The organism is Janthinobacterium sp. FW305-129, from assembly GCF_020858115.1.
Classification (GTDB): domain Bacteria; phylum Pseudomonadota; class Gammaproteobacteria; order Burkholderiales; family Burkholderiaceae_D; genus Janthinobacterium.
Genome location: NZ_JACYMM010000003.1, coordinates 230,305 through 248,535, shown reverse-complemented (window position 1 = coordinate 248,535; position 18,231 = coordinate 230,305). Strand labels below are relative to the sequence as shown.

The following is an 18,231-nucleotide window of genomic DNA, read 5'->3' as shown; positions in this document are numbered from 1 at the left end:
AAAACGATGCAAGACTGGGATCTGGTCATCCACAACGTCCACCTGGCCACCATGGAGCACGGCTATGGCGAGCTGCTCGACGCGGCCATCGCCGTCAAGGATGGCCGCATCGCCTGGATCGGCCCCGGCGACGAGCTGCCGGCCAGCGCCGCGGTGCTGCACGATGGCCAGGGCTGCTGGCTGACGCCGGGCCTGATCGACTGCCATACGCACATCGTCCACGCGGGCAACCGCAGCGACGAATTCGAGGCGCGCCTGAATGGCGCCAGCTATGAAGACATCAGCCGTGCCGGCGGCGGCATCATGTCCACCGTGCGCGCCACGCGCGCGGCCAGCGACGACGAATTGCTGCGGCAAAGCCTGCCCCGCGTGCTGGCGCTGCTGGCCGAAGGCGTGACGACGCTGGAAATCAAGTCCGGCTATGGCCTGGCTGCGGACAGCGAGGCGAAGATGCTGCGCGTGGCGCGCAGGATAGGCGAACAGCTACCTGTATCCGTGCGCACGACCTTTCTCGGCGCGCATGCGCTGCCGCCCGAATACGCGGGCCAGGCCGACTCTTATATCGACCTGCTGTGCGCGCAGATGCTGCCCAAGCTGGCCGGCGATGGCCTGGTCGACGCCGTCGACGCGTTTTGCGAGCGCATCGGCTTTACGCCGGCGCAAACGCAGCGCATGTTTGACGCGGCGCAAGGTTTGGGTTTGCCCGTCAAGCTGCATGCGGAGCAGCTGTCGGACCTGGGCGGCGCGGCGCTGGTGGCCCGCTACGGCGGCCTGTCGGCCGACCACCTGGAATTTTTGTCGGACGGGGGCATCGCCGCCATGGCGGAACACGGCACGGTGGCCGTGCTGCTGCCGGGCGCGTATTACTTCTTGCGCGAGACGCAGCCGCCGCCCGTGGCGGCGCTGCGCGCGGCCGGCGTGCCGATGGCGGTGTCCACCGATTGCAATCCTGGCACCTCGCCTTTGACGTCCTTGCTGCTGGCGATGAACATGGCGTGCACGCTGTGGCGGCTGACGCCGCAGGAAGCGCTGGCTGGATGCACGATCCATGCGGCGCGCGCGCTGGGCCAGCAGCACGACACGGGCAGCCTGGCAGTGGGCAAGCGCGCCGATTTCGCCCTGTGGCGCATCGCGCGCCCGGCCGACCTGGCATATGCGCTGGGCTTGAACCCGTGCGCGGGCGTGGTGTACGGCGGTGTCTGGCGCGCGCCGGTGGTAAGCTTGCCGGATTGATCATCCGTCCTGGAGCGCCGCGTGCGTTGCGTTTACCTGTTGTTGCTGCTTGTTTTCAGCGCCGCCGCGCCTATCTCCTCCCTTGCCATGGACGGCGGCACCCTGAAGGTGGGCTCGAAGCGCTTTACGGAATCGTACATCCTCGGCGAAATCGTCAAGCAGAGCGCCGCGCCGCACGTCGCGGCGCAGCACCGCCAGGGCCTGGGCAACACGGCCATCGTGCTGGCCGCGCTGCAGGCGGGCAGCATCGACGTGTATGCCGAATACATGGGCACCATCGCCAGCGAAATCCTCAAGCACGACAAAGCCATTGATCTGGATCAGATGCGGCGCGAGCTGGTGCCGCTGGGCCTGGGCGTGGCCGTGCCGCTGGGTTTTAATAATACCTATGCGCTGGCCGTGCGCGGCGATGAAAAATCCATCACGAACCTGGCGCAGCTGGCCCGGCACCCATCCCTGAAATTCGGCCTGTCGCATGAATTCATCGGCAGGATCGATGGCTGGCCGGGCCTGGCCGCGCGTTATGGCTTGCCGCAGCGCCCGCGCGGGCTCGATCACGGCATCGCGTATGAAGCGCTGGCGCAGCGCCAGGTGGACGTGATCGACATCTATTCGACGGATGCGAAGATCCGCCAGTATGGCTTGCGCGTGCTGGCCGACACGCAGCAGTACTTTCCCCGCTACGACGCCATGCTGCTGTACCGGCTCGACGTGCCGCAGCGCTTTCCCGCCGCCTGGCAAGCCTTGCAGGCGCTGCAGGGGCGCATCAGCGAGGCCGACATGATCGCCATGAATGCGGCCGTGGAAATCGACGGCAAGAGCTTTGCCGGCGTGGCGCGGCAGTGGCTGGCGTCCGGCACGCGGGCGAATAAGCCGGCGGCCACGCGCAGCGGCCTGCTCGATAAAATCCTCGGCGACGATCTGTGGACCCTGACGCGCCAGCATGTGACGCTGGTGCTGCTGTCGGTGGCGCTGGCTTGCCTGGCCGGCGTTCCGCTGGGCGTGCTGGCGGCGTTTTCGGCGCCGCTGCGGCAAACGGTGCTGGCGCTGGTCGGCGTGCTGCAGACGGTGCCGTCGCTGGCGTTGCTGGCGATATTGATTCCCGTGCTGGGCATGATCGGCACCGTGCCGGCGCTGGCGGCGCTATTCGTGTACGCCTTGCTGCCCATCGTGCGCAACACGTGCACGGGCATCTTGCAGGTGCCGCAAGGCTTGCGCATGGCGGCGCTGGCGCTGGGCCTGAGCCGGCGCGACCGGCTGCTGCACGTGGACTTGCCGCTGGCCTTGCCCGTCATGCTGGCGGGCGTGAAAACGGCGGCCGTGATGAGCGTGGGCACGGCCACCATCGCCGCCTTCATCGGCGCGGGCGGCTATGGCGAACGCATCACCATCGGCCTGGCCCTGAACGACAACGACATGCTGCTGGCCGGCGCGATCCCCGCAGCCGTGCTGGCCCTGCTGACGCAGGGCCTGTTTGAGCTGGTGGAGCGCTGGGCCGTGGCCGGCCGGCAGCACTGACGGCATCACGGCTACAGCGAGTGCAGTTTCGAGCGCACCGAGACGACGGCCTGGTGCAGGATGCGTTCGGCCTGGAAGTCGTTTTCGCGCTGTTCCGCGATGGCTTGCAAGTCGCGCGTGTAGCGTTCCAGGCGGGAACGCAGATAGGCGCGGTAGATTTTCATGACGAGCGGTTTGGCAGAGACATTCATGATGTGGCTCCCAGGTGCGGAATGATGCGTTCATTTTGTGTGAGCGGAATGCCGCCACGTTGCGTCATATCAAACGCCTTGACCCCGTCACATTGGCGCGTTTGACATTGCGCAATGCCCCCAACGTCGAAGATGCCACACTGAATCTTCCCTGCTCGCCTGGACGTCATCAGCCGCGAGCCCTGATCCCATCAAGCATACTCAAGGAGCGTTGCATGGTCATTTTTGCCGTGGTTGCTGGCTGCATTGCCTGCCTGACAGTGTACCAAATCTATAAAAATGCGCAGGGTGGCAGTGGGGTTGCGCAACAACATATCGGCTTGCACGGCACATTGATTGAGCCACGGAAATAAACTGTCGCAAATGGTGGACAGTTAGGTGTCAGCTTTAAGGAAAATGTAAGGCCCGGTAAGCAAATGTAAAGGTCGGCGCGGTGACCAGTCGTAGCGTTTATATTGATAACCGTTGATTGCATTCTCCCCCTCCCACTTGACAATGGGTTCACCCCGCGGTGCCGCTAGCCCGCGGGGATTTTTTTTTGGGAACTTACTCTGACGGTTCCAACGCGATGGTTTTTGGCGTGCCTGCCGACAATTGCGTCAAGGCATCACCCGCGACCCGGCAGATGCGCCAGTCCGGCATCACGTCCGCGCCCATGCCCTTGTAGAAGTTGATCGCGTTTTCATTCCAGTCCAGCACCGACCATTCGAAACGGCCGCAATCGCGTTCGACGGCCAGTTGCGCCAGCGCCACCAGCATCTGCTTGCCATAGCCCTTGCCGCGCACCGATTGCTTTACATACAGGTCTTCCAGGTACAGACCCTTGCGGCACAGGAAGGTGGAAAAGTTGTGGAAGAACAAGGCGAACGTCACCATCTCGCCGTTTTCCTCGCCCACCAGTGCTTCGCACGCGGGGTGCGGGCCGAACAGGCTGTCGTGCAGCATGGATTCCTTGGCGATCATCATGTGCTCGAGTTTTTCAAACACGGCCAGTTCATGGATCATGCCGAAGATGGCGGCTACGTCGGATGCGGTCGCGGGACGGATGGCGAGGGAGGAAGAGGTGCTCATGTTGCCTTTGCGGATGGAGTGGTGGAAAGAGAGGAAACGGCAGCCGTCTTGCGCGCGCCCGACGTCAGTGCCCATGCCACGCTGGACAGGCACAGCACCATGCCCACCCATTCGATGGGGGCGGGCCGGTAGTGTTCGAACTGTACCGACAGCAGCACGGAAATGACGGGCGTGACGACGCCGATATACACGGTTTTTTGCGTGCCGATGCGCGCGATTAAAGTGAAATACGCGCTGAAGGCGATCACCGAGCCGAAGAGGGCCAGATACAGCAATCCCATCCAGTAACTGGCGCGCGCGGGCAGCTGCCAGGACTGGCCCGTGGCGATGGCCCAGGCAGCCACCATGAGGGTGCCCCACAGCATGGTCCAGGCCATGGTCAGCATCACGTTGCCCGACTGTTCGCGCACTTTCATGACGAGGGCGTTGCCTGCCGTGCTGGAGACGGTGGCCACCAGGGCCAGCATGAAACCGAGCAGAAAGTGGCCATTGCCGCCGCCGAGGATGTCGTGCAGCGCCGCGCCGATGGACTGGTAAAACAGCAGCACGATGCCGCAGATGGCGACGAACGCCGCGCAACAGGTGCTCCAGGTGATCGGCGTGCCGAAGGCGATGCGGTTGAGCAAGGGCGTCCAGAACACCATCAGCGCGAACAGCACGCTGACGAGGGCCGAGACCAGGTATTGCTCCGAGCTGTAGGTGCACACATAGCTGAGGGCAAACGAGGCCAATCCCTGCAGCAGCATCCATTTTTGCGCGCGCCAGGGCAGGCGCAGGCGGTCGCCGCGCAGCGCGCACCAGGCGAACAGGGTGGCGGACGCCAGGCCGAAGCGGTAGACGACGGACACGGCGGGGGCGACGTCGCCCAGCTGCAAGGTAATGGCCCAGAAGGTGGAGCCCCAGATCAGGCAGGCAATGATGAACAGGAGAGGAGAGGACATCGCGCAAGTATACGGGCATCGCGCGGGGATGGCGAGTATTGGCCGAGCTTGCTCGGGGCCGTCAGGAGACACTCCGGTATTGAGCCAGCGCAGTGCTTCTGGAGAATGTTGAATTTATGAAAATATTTACATTAATATCAAGTAAATATTTTCTGAATTGCATCTTTGAACGGAGACCGCCATGCCAGCCTCACTGCAGATCAAAGTATGGAGCGTGCTTGTGTATGTTGTCGTGGCAACCTTGATGGCCATCTGGCTGCACGAGGGCATGTCGCCCTCGGCCTTGCTGATGGCTGCCGGCGCCTTCGGTTAAAGCCCATGCGCCGGCATGCAGATCAATGCGTGACGCGGGTCTTGCGGCCATCCGACAGCAGGCGCACGCGTTCGCCCGGGCGGAACAGTTCGTCCGCGTCTTGCACGATGGCGCGCATGTCGCCATTGTCCAGGCGTACGGTGATTTCCAGGCCGGGCTTGTTCGAGGCATTCGCTTCGATGCTCTTGCCGGCCATGCCGCCGGCAACCGCACCGAGGATGCTGGCCGCGATGGCGCCCTTGCCGCCGCCGACGGTCGAGCCGGCCACGCCGCCCAGCGCCGCGCCAGCCAGCACGCCCGTGCCCGTTTCGCCCTTGTCGATGGTGACCTGGCGCACGGATTCAACCGTGCCCATGCGAACCGATTGTTCATTCTGCGCCTGGCGCGCGTTGTACACATTCGCCGAGTTCGGTTGTACGGCGCAGCCGGCCAGGGTGGCCAGCAATGCCACTGCAATAATTGGTGCTTTCATGTGGAACTCCCTTGGACAAAAGTTAGTTGCCGATTACATTGACCGGCAGATGATGACTTATCATAAGGACACTTGCCTCATATAACTAGTTGCGAATAGTAAAAATCTGTTACCGGTGACGCGTGACCTCTTGCCGCTCAGTACGCCAGCCGCAGGCGCCGGTACAAAAATCCCAGCACGAACAGCGGGCCTACGAGTAAAAAGCGCAAGTCGTCGAGGAACGACGGTTTCTTGCCTTCGATCTGGTGGCCGATGAACTGGCCTATCCAGGCCAGCACGAACAGCGCCAGCGACACGGGCAGAATGGTCAGCGCCGGCATGAGCAGCAGCAGGCCCAGCATGGCGGCCAGCATCGCCAGCATACCCGCCGCAAACGGGCGCGACAGCTTGTAATAATAGTATAAGGCAAGAATACTGCCGAGCAGCGCCACGCTGGGATGCACGCTCCACAGCAGCCCCAGCAGGCTGAAAACGATCAGCGGCACGCACACGATGTGCACCCATTCATTGACGTGGTTGCGGTGGCTTTCGCCATACTGGGCCAGCAGGGTGTCGATGGTGCGCATGGGAGGTCTCTTGTAGAGGGAGGGTTGTGCGGGAATTCTACACCGTCGCGTGGCCGGGTAAAATGGTCCTTCGTCTTTCCTTCCGGATATCTGATTTGAATAGCCCAGCCTTCTTGCCAGACGAAAGCGCCGACCCGCTTAAACGCTGTTTCGATCCCGTCGTCGATGCCGGCACGCGCTTATTGATATTGGGCAGCCTGCCCGGCGAAAAATCGCTGGCGCACAGCCAGTACTATGCGCATCCGCAAAACAAGTTCTGGATGCTGCTGGGCGAAGTGCTGGACGTGGATTTGAAGAGCTTGCCCTATGAGGCGCGTCTGGCAAGCTTGCTGGCGCACGGCGTGGGCCTGTGGGACGTGGTGGCGCAGGCGCAGCGCACGGGCAGCCTGGACAGCAATATCCGCGCCCGCGACGACAATGACCTGGTGGCATTGGCTGCCAGCTTGCCGCAATTGCACACGATCGCCTTCAACGGCGGCACGGCCGCGAAGCTGGGCGTCAAGGTGCTGGGCGAGCACGCGCAGCGCTACCGCATCGTCAGCTTGCCGTCGAGCAGCCCGGCTTATACCTTGGCGTATGCGCAGAAGCTGCAGGCGTGGCTGTCGCTGCGCGGCCAGCCGGAGCCGGCCGCGCGTTGACCGTGTTGCCGGCCCTTACGCTGGCGCGTAGGCTTGCACTTCCAGCGGCTGTCCCTTGGCATCGAATCTCAGCGCCACGGACAGTTGCGTCACGCCGATGGTGGCCAGCGCATCGCAGATGTCGTCGACTTCGTCCTGCAGGTCGGCGGCCAGGTCCAGCGGCTTGTCGGCGCTGTGCAGCAGTGCGCCGCCCGCCGCGCTGACGTTGACGCGCAACAACATTTCGCCGTGTTCATCGGCCGGGCCGACGACCACCGCGACGTCGCCGGCGGCCACGTTGTTTTCCGCCAATGCATGGTTGATGCCGGACATCATTTGCAGCATCGCATACTCGCTCATGCCTTGTTCCTTGCCGCCGTGGAACAGGTCCTGGTAGAGGAAGCTGACTTCCAGGGCGCTGCCGGCCGGCGCCAGGCAGCGTTTCACCAGGTCGCCCACTTCCGTCGTCCACTGCTGGTAGCGGGCCATGCGTGCGTCGAACCAGGCGTCGAGCGCCGCTTCATCCTTCGGTTCCGCATAGAACGGGTCGTCCACGCGCTTCAGGGCAAAGCCCAGCAGGAAGCGCAGTTCGACGGCCGTGTCCTGCGGGCCGAAGGCCGTTTCGCTCCAGCCGACGATGCTGCTTTCCAGGCCCGGTGTGGCGACGATTTTCTTGTCCGTCATCGACGAATACGCATCGCGCACCATGTCATGCAGGTGGCTGTAGGTGATGCGGTCGATTTCATCGAGGTCGTAGGCATGGCTCATCAGGACCACCTTGGCCTTGGCGCTTTCCAATTCTGCTTGCTGGAAACTTTTTACCAGCGCTTCGAACGCATCCTGGTCCTGGAAACTGTCCGCTTCCTTCAGGCCGCCCGTGCTTTGCACTAGCAGGGGTACGACGAAGGCGTTGATTTCCATGGCCGGGGCATTCTCGCGGCGGATCACGGAAATGGAGGCCGCTTCCTCGATATGGCTGCGCAGGTATTGGTAGGCGCCCACGTCTTCGTACTTGGAACGCTCGATGGCGTCGTACAGGATTTCATCCTTCTTTTGATTCAAGGCCTTGCGGATCAGGCGGCCGAACTCGACGGCTTGCTCGGCCAGCACCGTACCCTGCGATTCGCTGTCTTCCTGCTCCGCCAGGTTCAGGGCCATCGTGCACAGCATGCGCGTGACGGACTCATCCTTGTCTTCTGGCGTGTTGGCGGATTTACGGGGGACAGGGCGCTTATTTTTGGGCATGGCGATCAACAGGTTAAGAAATACGGTCAGGCAAACGGAAACGGGCGCCAGGACTCTGCCAGGCGCCGGGACGGATCATACAGGCGGACGCAGCCGCCTGATACCTCAATGGTCGGTATCGAACATCTCGTGCAGCTCGTCGAGCAGGTCGGCGGCTTCTTCCTGCGACAGACCAAGATGCTGGCAAGCAAGTTCGCCGCCCTTGTCCCATTCGAGCGAGGTACTGTTGCCATGGTAGCGCTGAATGCCCTTTTCGGCCAGCAGCGACAGGGCGACGAGCGAGCGGATGGCGTCGTCCGTGGATGGGTCGGCCAGCACCGTGTAGTCGTGGTGGTGCAAAATCGCCCAGGAGACGTCGGAAGACAGGCCCCAGTTGCGCGCCAGCAAGCAGCCGATGGCCGCATGGTTGGTCTGGTGGCGCGCGTCTTCCAGGCTGGTAAAGCAGTTGTGCGCATCGTTGGCGGCCGCCGCGTACGTCTTGACGTAGTCGGGGAAGCGGTTCATCAGCAGGGGCACGCCGATATCGCAGAACAAGCCGAAGGTATGCGCGATGTCGGGTGGGGCGATGCGCAGCTTGCGCGAGGTAAATACCAGGGCGCGCGCGCGCTTGGCCGACACATCCCAGAAATTGGTCAGTTCCACGCCTTCCGCTTCCAGCGCCTGGCGCGCCAGCAGCCCCGTCATCATGGCGCTGCACTGGTTGATGCCGAGAAAATTGATGCCTTGCTCGACGGATTTGGCCTTGCGCGCGGCGCCATAGAACGGCGAATTGGCGAGCTTCAGCAGGGCGCCGGACATGCCGACATCGTCGGCGATAATGCGTGCAATTTTCCGCGGCGACGGGTCTTCTTCTGCCAATTCGCGCTGCAAGTCGACCAGCAGGCTGGGACGCGGCGGGATACGGATGGAACGCATCAGGGCGTCAACCGGATCTTCCTGCACTACCTGCTTTTGCGCTGCCGCTCTCATCATCATTGCCTTGCCTGTGGTTATTCTGTTGCGCACTGTCGCTGCCGGCCTCGTGGGCGTCTGGCGCAGTGCCCGACGATTATCGCTGTTTATGCATAGCAATAGTTCGTCTCTGCAAATTATTCTGGAAAAAATCCCCGTTTTGGCCTGCTCCATCCCTTGTTTTCCACATTTTACGACGCTCCCTATTCCGGCATTCATGATGAAAAAATCAAGTTTTATTTGTTTTCAAGGTGGGGCCAGGCGTGCGGCGGACAGTGCGGCAGTACAATTGCCGGATGAAAAAAATCCTCGCCGGTATCGATTTTGCGGACGATTCCAGCAGCGTGGCGCGCCAGTTGATCGGCGTGACCGTGCTGGTCGATGGCGTGGGCGGGCGCATCGTGGAAACGGAAGCGTATGACCGGCTGGACCCCGCTTCGCACACGTATGGGGGCTTGACGCCGCGCAATGCGGCCATGTTCGGCCCGCCCGCGCACGCCTATGTGTACCGCTCGTACGGCATCCACTGGTGTTTGAACTTTGTCTGCCGCGAAGCGGGGCATGGGGCGGGCGTGCTGATACGCGCCATCGAACCCGTGGCGGGACTCGATGCCATGCGCCAGCGGCGCGGTGTGGAGGATCTGCGGCTGCTGTGCTCGGGGCCGGGCAAGGTGTGCCAGGCGCTCGGTGTCACGCATCGCCACAACCGCCTGGCGCTCGATGCGCCGCCGTTCACCCTGCTGGCCCGCGAGGAAGAGTTTGCTGTGCAGGCGGGCCCGCGCATCGGCATTTCCAGGGCGATGGACACGCCGTGGCGCTTCGTGCTGGCCGGTTCTCGCTATCTGAGCAAACCGATGCGCACGCCTGTCATTGAGTCACTTCGCTAGCCGCGCCGGCGCTGCGGCGCATCCTTGGCGCCGCGGAGCGGGCTGTGCAGGGCCCGCCTGTCCTTGTCTTCTCCCTTGACGGGGCTGGCCGGATGCTGGAATGCCTCGTCTCCGCTGTGGCCGGCCGGCGTAGCGGGGCGCTCGTCCAGGGTGAACACGGCCACCGCCGCCGACAGTTTGACGGCCTGGTTCTGCAAGCTGGCCGCCGCCGCTGCCGCCTGCTCCACCAGGGCCGCGTTTTGCTGTGTGACGTCATCCATTTGCGCCACCGCCTGGTTCACTTCCGTGATGCCGGACGCCTGCTCGGCGCTGGCCTCTTTCACGCGCTGGATGATCTCGTTGACCTGCTGCACCGAGGCGACGATGGCGCCCATGCTGTCGCCCGCCAGCTGCACGGCCACGCTGCCGCCGTCGATGGTGGTGACGGACGTGGCGATCAGTGTCTTGATCTCTTTGGCCGCCTGCGCCGAGCGCTGCGCCAGGGTGCGCACTTCCGACGCCACCACGGCAAAGCCGCGGCCCTGCTCGCCCGCGCGCGCCGCTTCCACCGCCGCATTCAGCGCGAGGATATTGGTCTGGAAGGAAATTCCGTCGATCACGCCGATAATATCCACGATCTGGCGCGAATTGGCGCGAATTGTCGCCATCGTCGTCACGGCTTGCTGCATCGACTCGCCCCCTTGCACGGCCAGGCTGGATGCTTGCCCCGCCAGCTCGCAGGCCAGCTGGGCGTTGTCGGCGTTGTCATTGACGGCTTGCGTCAGCGCTTCCATGGCGCTCGACGTTTCTTCCAGTGAACTGGCTTGCATTTCCGTGCGCGCCGACAAGTCCAGATTACCGGTGGCAATTTCGCGCGAGGCCGTGTCGATCGATTGCACGGCGCCCATGATGGTGCGCAAGGTCTGATTCAGGTGGGCGATGGTCTGGTCCAGCACGCGCGAGGTGGCGGCGATTTCGTCATTGCCCTGCTTGGGGGCGCCGGCCATCAGCTTGCCTGCCGCCAGGTCTTGGACGGCGTCGGCAATGCCGCGGATTTCCACCAGCATGGCGCGCCGCACCAGCATGGTGACCACGATGGAGACGAGAATGGACAGCAGCACCGTCAGCAACAGGCTCCAGCTCAGGCGGCGAAACTCGGCGCTGGCCGTCGCATGGGCCTGGCTGCTGAGCGTCGTTTCCAGCGCCGACAGCTGCGCCAGCTGCGTATTGAACTGGCCGAATTGCGTTTCCGCCTTGAGCATGGAATTGGTGGCGATCGACTGATCCATCTGCGCCATTTCCATGGTTTCCAGCACGGCCTTGCGGTAGCCGGCCAGGGCCGCGATGGCCGCATCGACCAGGCTGCGCTCGGCGCCCGTGGCCGTGGCGCGCAGCGCGGCCAGCTGGGTGCCGATGGCTGCATGGCGCGCCTTGATCTGCTGCTCCAGCGTATCGAGGCGGGCCTTGGCGAAGCTGCCATTCGTCCACGACAGCAACTGGTACATATTGCCATGCACATGCTTGGCCTCCCCTAGTACGTCGGCGGACGCTTTCAAATGCGCGATGCGCACCCGCACCATGTTTTCCAGCGAGGCATTTTGCCGCACCATGCCATACCAGGCGCCGGTCGAGCTGAGTATCAGCAGCAGCAAGACCAGAGCGGGCGCCAGCAACAATTTTGGTCCGATGCGTAATTGATTGAGCATGCTTGACTCCTGGCAGTGGCTGTTCGAACGGCAGGCGGCGCGCGGCGAGCGCGCGCGCCGCCCCTGCCTTATTTTTTGTAGATACCCGCTTCCAGCACCACATCGTTGACGCGCAGGATGTAGGTGGTCTTCGGCTCGATCTTGCCGGTGGTGGGATTCTTGTACTGGTAATCGACCCAGCCCTTGCCCTGTTTTTGCGCCAGCTCAATGATTTCACGGCGATATTTCTTGCCATTCGCATCGGGCACATCCGTCAAATCCTTGCCCACGATGGAAGGATTGATGGGGTGGGCCAGCACGATGCCCGTCTTGATGTCGCGCATGTCCACATACAGCGAGCCTTGGACGAAGTCCGGGTCTTTCGCCGTGATTTTCTTCATCATTTCTTCCTTGCCATGCGCCTTCATGAAGGCGGCGCCCCGTTCGGCCATGGCGATGGCGTCTTTTTCCGTTGGTTCGACCGCGGCACTGACGCTGCCGCCGGCAAATGCCAGGCACAGCAGGCTACCCGTGAATAAGCGTTTCATGAAAGCTCCTTGTGGTATCGAGGGATGTGTTGCCAAGTCGTAATTTACGTCGCCGTCGGCGGCATCAAATTGCGGTGGAACAAACTAAGGTGTTGCTTGTAGGCAGCGTGCAACGGATCGACGGGCTTGTTGATATGTAGCAATTAGGTTCCATGCAGCAAGAATTATGATGACTTTCACAGCATGCCGCGCTGGGTTGGCATGGGGATATAAAGGGTGAAATTGGCTGATATACGGCTGATTTCATGGAAGTTGTCGCTATTTATGGCAAGGAGCCGACCGTGTCCGCATTCACTACCGAGCCGTTTTCACCCAAGTTCAAGCCGTACACGCGGCAAACCATTCAACAGGCGCGGCAGTGGGAATGGCTGCCGGAAGAGCAGCGTGAAGCCGTGCAAGTGGTCTCGCACGTCTTGCCATTTCGCACCAATGAATATGTGCTCGATCAGCTGATCGACTGGAACAACATCCCTGACGATCCTATCTACCGTCTCGTCTTTCCCCACCGCGACATGCTGCCGCCGGAGCAATATGCGCATTTGCGCGACCTGGTGCTGGTGCAGCGGGACAAGGCTGCCATTGACGCCTATGTACACGGTATTCGCCTGGGCATGAATCCCCATCCGGCCGGGCAGATGACGCATAACGTGCCCAGGGTCAATGATGCGCCCGTGCGCGGCTTGCAGCATAAATATGCGCAAACGGTGCTGTTTTTCCCCAGCGCGGGCCAGACTTGCCACGCGTATTGCACCTTTTGCTTCCGCTGGCCCCAGTTCGTCGGCATGGATGACATGAAATTCGATGCGCGCGAATCGCATGAGTTGGTTGCCTACCTGAAACTGCATCCGGAAGTGACGGACGTGCTGATCACGGGCGGCGACCCGATGATCATGAACACGCGGCAACTGGCGGCCTACCTGGAACCGCTGCTGGCGCCGGGCCTGGAACATATCCAGAACATTCGCATCGGCACCAAGGCGGTGGCGTATTGGCCGCAGCGCTTCGTCTCGGACCGCGATGCGGATGACTTGATGCGCCTGTTCGAGCGCATCGTCAAGGCGGGCAAGAACCTGGCCGTGATGGGCCATTACAGCCACGCCGTCGAGTTGCGCCAGGACATCGCGCAGCAAGCCGTGAAACGTATCGTTTCCACGGGCGCCACCCTGCGCACGCAGGGGCCGCTGATTCGCCACATCAATGAAGATCCGGCATGCTGGGCCGAGCTGTGGCAGACGGGCACGCGTCTGGGAGCCATTCCGTATTACATGTTTGTCGAACGCGACACGGGGCCGCGCGGCTATTTCGAGTTGCCGCTGGCGAAGGCGTACGAAGTCTTCCAGGCCGCCTACCAGATGGTGTCTGGCCTGTCGCGCACGGTGCGTGGGCCATCCATGAGCGCGTTTCCCGGCAAGATTGTCATCGACGGCATCGTCAGCATCAATGGCGAGAAACTGTTTGCCCTGCAATTTTTGCAGGCGCGCAACCCGGACTGGGTGCGCCGGCCGTTTTATGCGAAGTTCGACGCGGAAGCGACGTGGATGGACGATTTGAAGCCGGCCTTTGGCCACGAGAAGTTTTTCTTTGAAACGGATGAACCTCTACCGCACATGCCGCACAAAATCATCCGCCTGGCGCAGGCTGCCTGAGCATGCCTGCCGCCGGTGCGCCTGCCCGCTCCGGCGTGGCCGTGTTTTGCCTGGTATTTCTGCCGTTTGCGCTCGGGCATTACCTGTCGTGCCTGCTGCGCGGCGTCAATGCCGTGCTGACGGCGGAGTTGCTGGGCGCCATCACCCTGACGCCGGCGCAGCTGGGCCTGCTGACCAGCGCCTTTTTTCTCGCCTTTGCGCTGGTGCAATTGCCGGTTGGCATGGCCCTCGACCGTTACGGCCCCCGCACGGTGCAACTGTGGCTGCTGGCGCTGGCGGCCCTGGGCGTGTGGCTGTTCAGCCGGGGCCACAGCTTTGCCGAGCTGATGTGGGCTCGCGCCATCATGGGCGCCGGGCTGGGCGGCTGTTTCATGGCCGCCGTGAAAGCGATTTCGTGCGCCATCGCGCCGGCGCGCCTGCCTTCCGTGCATGGCTATCTGATCGCCGTGGGCGGCCTGGGCGCGGCCACGGCCACCATGCCCGTCAAGCTGGCCCTGCATTACACGGACTGGCGCGGCGTGTTCCTGGGCCTGGCGCTGGCGGCGCTGGCCATCGGCCTGCTGATCCGCCTGCTGTCGCCGGCCATGCCCGCCGCTGCCGCAGGCATGAACCAGGCGAGCAAGGTCAGCGTCTGGAGCGTGTACCGCGATCCCGGCTTTCGCCGCACCATCGCGCTGATCCTGCTGCCGCACACGGTGTTTTTTGGCGTGCAGGGCTTGTGGGTGGGGCGCTGGCTGGCCGATGTGGGCGGCTTGTCCGATGACAGCGTGGCGTATTTGTTGTACTTGGGCATGGCGGCCGTCATCTTCGGCGCCATCGGCATGGGCATGCTGACGGAATGGGCGGGCCGGCGTGGCATTGCACCCATGCAAGTGGCGGCCGCCGGCATCGTCCTGTTTGTCGCCGTGCAAGTGGCGATGGCGTGCAATGTGGTGCCCGGCCTGCCTTTGCTGTCCGTGCTGTTTACCTTGCTGGGCACGGTAACGGGCCTCGAATATGCGATCGTCGCGCAAAGCATGCCGGCTAGCTTGACGGGCAGGGCGGCCACCTGTTTGAATCTGCTCATTTTTACGGGCGCCTTCCTGGTGCAGGCGGGCTTTGGCCTGATCCTCGGCTGCTGGCCCCTGAACAGCCTGCAGCAGTATCCGCCGCAGGCGTACCAGGTGGCGTTTGGCGTGCTGGCCGCCTTGCAACTGCCGGGACTTGCGATGTTTTTCATCAACCGCTACAGGCGTGCCGGGCCATCCGGTAAAATGGCAGCCTGCACAGCGGCAATGATCAACTCCAAGGAAGACTATGAAACTCGTTCGTTATGGACGTCCAGGCAAGGAAAAACCGGGCCTGATCGATGAAGAAGGCAAACTGCGCGACCTGTCCGGCGTGGTCCAGGATATTGACGGCGCGCAACTGTCCGACAAGGCCCTGCGCAAGCTGGCCAAGATCGACGAAAAGACGCTGCCCCTCGTGCGCGGCAATCCGCGCTTCGGCGTGCCGCTGGCCAAGGTCGGCAAGTTCATCGGCATCGGCCTGAACTACGCGGATCACGCGGCCGAGTCCGGCATGCCAATCCCGGCCGAACCCATCGTCTTCATGAAAGCAATCACTTGCCTGAACGGCCCGGACGACAATGTCGTGCTGCCGAAAGGTTCGAAAAAGACGGACTGGGAAGTCGAGCTGGGCGTGATCATCGGTACGCGCGCACAGTACGTGAGCGAAGCAGACGCCTTGAAGCACGTGGCCGGCTATTGCGTCGTCAACGACATTTCTGAGCGCTCGTTCCAGCTGGAGCGGGGCGGCCAGTGGGATAAGGGTAAAGGCTGCGACACCTTCGGCCCCGTCGGCCCGTGGCTGGTGACGCGCGATGAAGTCATCGACGAGCAGGACCTGGACCTGTACCTGGAAGTCAACGGCAAGCGCATGCAGACGGGCAATACGCAAACCATGATTTTTACTGTCGCGCAGATCGTCAGCTACCTGTCGCAATTCATGACCCTGGAACCGGGCGACGTCATCGCCACGGGCACGCCGCCGGGCGTGGGCCAGGGCCGCAAGCCGCAGCGTTTCCTCAAAAAAGGCGATAGCATGCGCCTGGGTATCGCCGGCCTGGGCGAACAGCAGCAGGACGTCGTCGCCTGGACTGCCTGATGGCCGGTAGCGCTATCGACCGTTTGCCCGCGTTGCCTTTGGCGCAGCTGGACCCGCAGCAGCGCGCGGCCGCGCAAGCCATCATCGATGGCCCGCGCGGTGCCTTGTACGGCCCCTTCGTGCCGCTGATCCGCAGTCCCGAGCTGATGGAAACGGCGCAGCGCATGGGCGAATACTTGCGCTACCGCAGCGCCATTGGCACGCGGCTGTCGGAGCTGGCGATCCTGGTGACGGCGCGCCAGTGGGATCAGCAAGTCGAGTGGGCCATCCACGCGCCGCTGGCCGTGCAGAACGGCATCGCGCAAGCGGCCGTGGACGCCATCGCGGCGCGGCGCGCGCCGCTTGCCCTGAAGGAAGATGAGCAAGCCGTGCATGACTTTTGCATCGAGCTGCAGCAAAACAAGCGCGTCAGCGACGTCACGTATGCACGGGCGCTGGCCCTGTTCGGCGAGCATGGCGTGGTCGACTTGATGGGCATCAATGGCTACTATACTTTCCTGGCCATGGTGATGAATGGGGCGCAGACGGCGGTGCCCGCCTTGGGCGTCACGCGTTTGCCCGATTAGAAGAGTTCTTCGGGCAAAGATGGACAAAGTGTAATGAAGTTGAAATTATTCAATATATAATTTTACTTCCCTTCCATTGCCCACTAGCTCAATGAAAACTCGTCCGTGCATCACCCTGATGGGCCGCGCCTTCCTGGCGCTGGCCCTTTCTTTTTGCCCCTTGATGACGGTGCGGGCGCTGGCCGCCGAGCCCGCCGCTACGGCTAACCCCAGCGCTTCGGCGCTGGAAAATTCCGTCGTCAAGGTGTTTTCCACCCTGCGCGGGCCGGACCCCTATAAACCCTGGAGCAAGGCCGCGCCGCAAGAGGTGACGGGCTCCGGCGTCGTCATCGAGGGCCGCCGCATCCTCACCAATGCGCACGTGGTCGGCTATGCCAGCCAGGTGCAGATCCAGGCGAATGGCGCGGGCGACAAGATACCGGCGACCGTGCTGGCCATTTCGCGCGGCATGGACCTGGCCTTGCTGAAAATCGACGATGACAGTTTTTTCGCCAGCCATAAAGCCGTGCCGCGCGCCAACGTCCTGCCCGACGTGCGCGATGCCGTGCTGGCGTATGGCTATCCGACGGGCGGCACCTCGCTGTCGATCACCAAGGGCATCGTGTCGCGCATCGAATTCGTGCGCTACAACTTTCCCGTCTCCGGCCTGCGCATCCAGATCGATGCGGCCATCAACCCCGGCAATAGCGGCGGCCCCGTGATTGCGGGCGACAAGATGATCGGCCTGGCCTTTGCCGGCATGCTCAATGCGCAAAACATCGGCTACATCATTCCCAACGAGGAAATCGAGCTGTTCCTGCGCGACCAGGAAAGTGGCGCGCCCAAGGGCAAGCCGGCCATGCGCGACGTGACGCAAACGCTGGAGAATCCCGCGCTGCGCACGTATCTGAAGCTGGCCAAGGGTGTCGAGGGCGCCGTCGTGATGACGCCGGCCAGCAAGGATGCCGCCTATCCGCTCAAGGAGTGGGATGTCATCACGCATATCGGTGAATTTCCTATCGACAACCAGGGCATGGTCAAGCTGAATGCCAACAGCCGCGTGCGCTTCCAGTACCGCGTGCAGCAGCTGGCGAAAGACGGGCAATTGCCGTTGACGGTGGTGCGCCAGGGCGCGCCCCTGAAAATCAAGGTGCCCGTCTCGGCGGCGCACCCGATGCTCATTAGCGGTCTGCAGGGCAACTATCCGTCCTATTTCATCTTCGGCCCGATGGTGTTTTCGCGCGCCACCACGGAATTCATGGCCGCGCCGAATGGCAACCCGGCAATGTTGGGCGGCATGGCGTTTGCCGGCAATCCACTGGCCACGCGGCGCGGCGATGCGCCCGACAGCGAGCGCGAAGAGCTGGTGGTGATCGCCGCGCCGTTCTTCCCGCACAAGCTGATGAACGGCTACAGCACCCGTTTCTTCTCGGTCGTCGATTCCGTCAATGGCGTGCGCGTGCGCAGCCTGGCGCACCTGGTGGCCTTGCTGCGCGACCAGACGGACGAATTGCTGACGTTCCGCTTCCAGCAGCGCGATGCGGAAATGCTCGTCGTGCCCCGCAAGGACATGCTGGCAGCGACGGAATCGGTGCTGACGGACAACGGTATCCGTTCGGAAGCGTCGCCCGACATGTTGAAAGTCTGGAATGAAAAAACGCCGGCGAACTGATCGTTC

20 protein-coding genes are annotated in these 18,231 nt (G+C 62.8%); 11 read left to right on the top strand and 9 right to left on the bottom strand.

Translation table 11 applies throughout. The annotated features are described in order from the left end of the window. Positions 1–6 precede the first annotated feature (6 nt). Positions 7–1,233 (top strand): imidazolonepropionase, encoded by a 1,227-nt coding sequence (gene hutI, locus IGS61_RS07460; RefSeq protein ID WP_230539004.1) that lies wholly within the window; start codon positions 7–9, stop codon positions 1,231–1,233. An 87-nt stretch (positions 1,234–1,320) separates the two neighbouring features. Beyond that, positions 1,321–2,751, top strand: a complete 1,431-nt coding sequence (locus IGS61_RS07455; protein ID WP_230539266.1) for a glycine betaine ABC transporter substrate-binding protein — start codon at positions 1,321–1,323, stop codon at positions 2,749–2,751. An 11-nt stretch (positions 2,752–2,762) separates the two neighbouring features. Here the strand turns inward: IGS61_RS07455 and IGS61_RS07450 are convergent, their stop codons facing one another. Further along, positions 2,763–2,942: a hypothetical protein gene (locus IGS61_RS07450; RefSeq protein ID WP_034746290.1), complete on the bottom strand. Its 180-nt coding sequence runs from the start codon at positions 2,940–2,942 to the stop codon at positions 2,763–2,765. Positions 2,943–3,157: 215 nt separating this feature from the next. Here IGS61_RS07450 and IGS61_RS07445 point away from each other — a divergent pair, with 215 nt between their 5' ends. Beyond that, complete coding sequence (locus IGS61_RS07445) at positions 3,158–3,295, top strand: hypothetical protein (protein ID WP_157751284.1); 138 nt, start codon at positions 3,158–3,160, stop codon at positions 3,293–3,295. A 193-nt stretch (positions 3,296–3,488) separates the two neighbouring features. Here the strand turns inward: IGS61_RS07445 and IGS61_RS07440 are convergent, their stop codons facing one another. Further along, a complete protein-coding gene (locus IGS61_RS07440; RefSeq protein ID WP_230539003.1) occupies positions 3,489–4,013 on the bottom strand; it encodes a GNAT family N-acetyltransferase in 525 nt (174 codons plus the stop codon). After that, positions 4,010–4,954, bottom strand: a complete 945-nt coding sequence (locus IGS61_RS07435) for a DMT family transporter (protein WP_230539002.1) — start codon at positions 4,952–4,954, stop codon at positions 4,010–4,012. Before IGS61_RS07435 ends, IGS61_RS07440 begins: the two co-directional genes overlap by 4 nt. Positions 4,955–5,135: 181 nt before the next feature. On the opposite strand from IGS61_RS07435, the gene IGS61_RS27830 reads away from it, so the two are divergent. Further along, complete coding sequence (locus IGS61_RS27830) at positions 5,136–5,267, top strand: hypothetical protein (RefSeq protein ID WP_268993776.1); 132 nt, start codon at positions 5,136–5,138, stop codon at positions 5,265–5,267. Between the two features lie 22 nt (positions 5,268–5,289). Here the strand turns inward: IGS61_RS27830 and IGS61_RS07430 are convergent, their stop codons facing one another. Both IGS61_RS07430 and IGS61_RS07425 read right to left on the bottom strand, forming a co-directional pair. Beyond that, positions 5,290–5,739: a glycine zipper 2TM domain-containing protein gene (locus tag IGS61_RS07430; protein WP_034780449.1), complete on the bottom strand. Its 450-nt coding sequence runs from the start codon at positions 5,737–5,739 to the stop codon at positions 5,290–5,292. A 137-nt stretch (positions 5,740–5,876) separates the two neighbouring features. After that, positions 5,877–6,305: an Mpo1 family 2-hydroxy fatty acid dioxygenase gene (locus IGS61_RS07425; RefSeq protein WP_046684331.1), complete on the bottom strand. Its 429-nt coding sequence runs from the start codon at positions 6,303–6,305 to the stop codon at positions 5,877–5,879. A 95-nt stretch (positions 6,306–6,400) separates the two neighbouring features. Here IGS61_RS07425 and IGS61_RS07420 point away from each other — a divergent pair, with 95 nt between their 5' ends. Next, the gene (locus tag IGS61_RS07420) at positions 6,401–6,943 is read left to right on the top strand and encodes a DNA-deoxyinosine glycosylase (protein WP_230539001.1); all 543 of its coding nucleotides are present in this window, start codon (positions 6,401–6,403) and stop codon (positions 6,941–6,943) included. A 15-nt stretch (positions 6,944–6,958) separates the two neighbouring features. On the opposite strand, the gene IGS61_RS07415 is transcribed toward IGS61_RS07420, so the two are convergent. Both IGS61_RS07415 and IGS61_RS07410 read right to left on the bottom strand, forming a co-directional pair. Continuing rightward, a complete protein-coding gene (locus IGS61_RS07415; RefSeq protein ID WP_230539000.1) occupies positions 6,959–8,167 on the bottom strand; it encodes a hypothetical protein in 1,209 nt (402 codons plus the stop codon). 105 nt (positions 8,168–8,272) lie between these two features. Continuing rightward, positions 8,273–9,139, bottom strand: a complete 867-nt coding sequence (locus IGS61_RS07410) for an HDOD domain-containing protein (RefSeq protein ID WP_230539265.1) — start codon at positions 9,137–9,139, stop codon at positions 8,273–8,275. A gap of 275 nt (positions 9,140–9,414) precedes the next feature. On the opposite strand from IGS61_RS07410, the gene IGS61_RS07405 reads away from it, so the two are divergent. Then, complete coding sequence (locus IGS61_RS07405; RefSeq protein ID WP_230538999.1) at positions 9,415–10,005, top strand: DNA-3-methyladenine glycosylase; 591 nt, start codon at positions 9,415–9,417, stop codon at positions 10,003–10,005. Here the strand turns inward: IGS61_RS07405 and IGS61_RS07400 are convergent. Both IGS61_RS07400 and IGS61_RS07395 read right to left on the bottom strand, forming a co-directional pair. Further along, complete coding sequence (locus tag IGS61_RS07400; RefSeq protein ID WP_230538998.1) at positions 10,002–11,690, bottom strand: methyl-accepting chemotaxis protein; 1,689 nt, start codon at positions 11,688–11,690, stop codon at positions 10,002–10,004. The two genes, IGS61_RS07405 and IGS61_RS07400, sit on opposite strands and share 4 nt — an antisense overlap. 68 nt (positions 11,691–11,758) lie before the next feature. Beyond that, positions 11,759–12,217 (bottom strand): cache domain-containing protein, encoded by a 459-nt coding sequence (locus IGS61_RS07395; protein WP_230538997.1) that lies wholly within the window; start codon positions 12,215–12,217, stop codon positions 11,759–11,761. 281 nt (positions 12,218–12,498) lie between these two features. Here IGS61_RS07395 and IGS61_RS07390 point away from each other — a divergent pair, with 281 nt between their 5' ends. The 5 genes from IGS61_RS07390 (at position 12,499) to IGS61_RS07370 (ending at position 18,225) form a co-directional block, all read left to right on the top strand. Next, positions 12,499–13,863 carry a KamA family radical SAM protein gene (locus tag IGS61_RS07390; RefSeq protein WP_230538996.1) on the top strand — a complete coding sequence of 455 codons (1,365 nt, stop codon included), beginning with the start codon at positions 12,499–12,501 and terminating at the stop codon, positions 13,861–13,863. A gap of 2 nt (positions 13,864–13,865) precedes the next feature. Beyond that, complete coding sequence (locus IGS61_RS07385) at positions 13,866–15,215, top strand: MFS transporter (RefSeq protein ID WP_230538995.1); 1,350 nt, start codon at positions 13,866–13,868, stop codon at positions 15,213–15,215. Then, a complete protein-coding gene (locus IGS61_RS07380; RefSeq protein ID WP_230538994.1) occupies positions 15,160–16,008 on the top strand; it encodes a fumarylacetoacetate hydrolase family protein in 849 nt (282 codons plus the stop codon). The genes IGS61_RS07385 and IGS61_RS07380 overlap by 56 nt, the downstream gene beginning before the upstream one ends. Then, on the top strand, positions 16,008–16,574 hold the full coding sequence (locus IGS61_RS07375) for a carboxymuconolactone decarboxylase family protein (protein WP_230538993.1): 567 nt from the start codon (positions 16,008–16,010) through the stop codon (positions 16,572–16,574). Before IGS61_RS07380 ends, IGS61_RS07375 begins: the two co-directional genes overlap by 1 nt. Before the next feature lie 91 nt (positions 16,575–16,665). Further along, the gene (locus IGS61_RS07370) at positions 16,666–18,225 is read left to right on the top strand and encodes a S1C family serine protease (RefSeq protein WP_230538992.1); all 1,560 of its coding nucleotides are present in this window, start codon (positions 16,666–16,668) and stop codon (positions 18,223–18,225) included. Positions 18,226–18,231 lie beyond the last annotated feature (6 nt).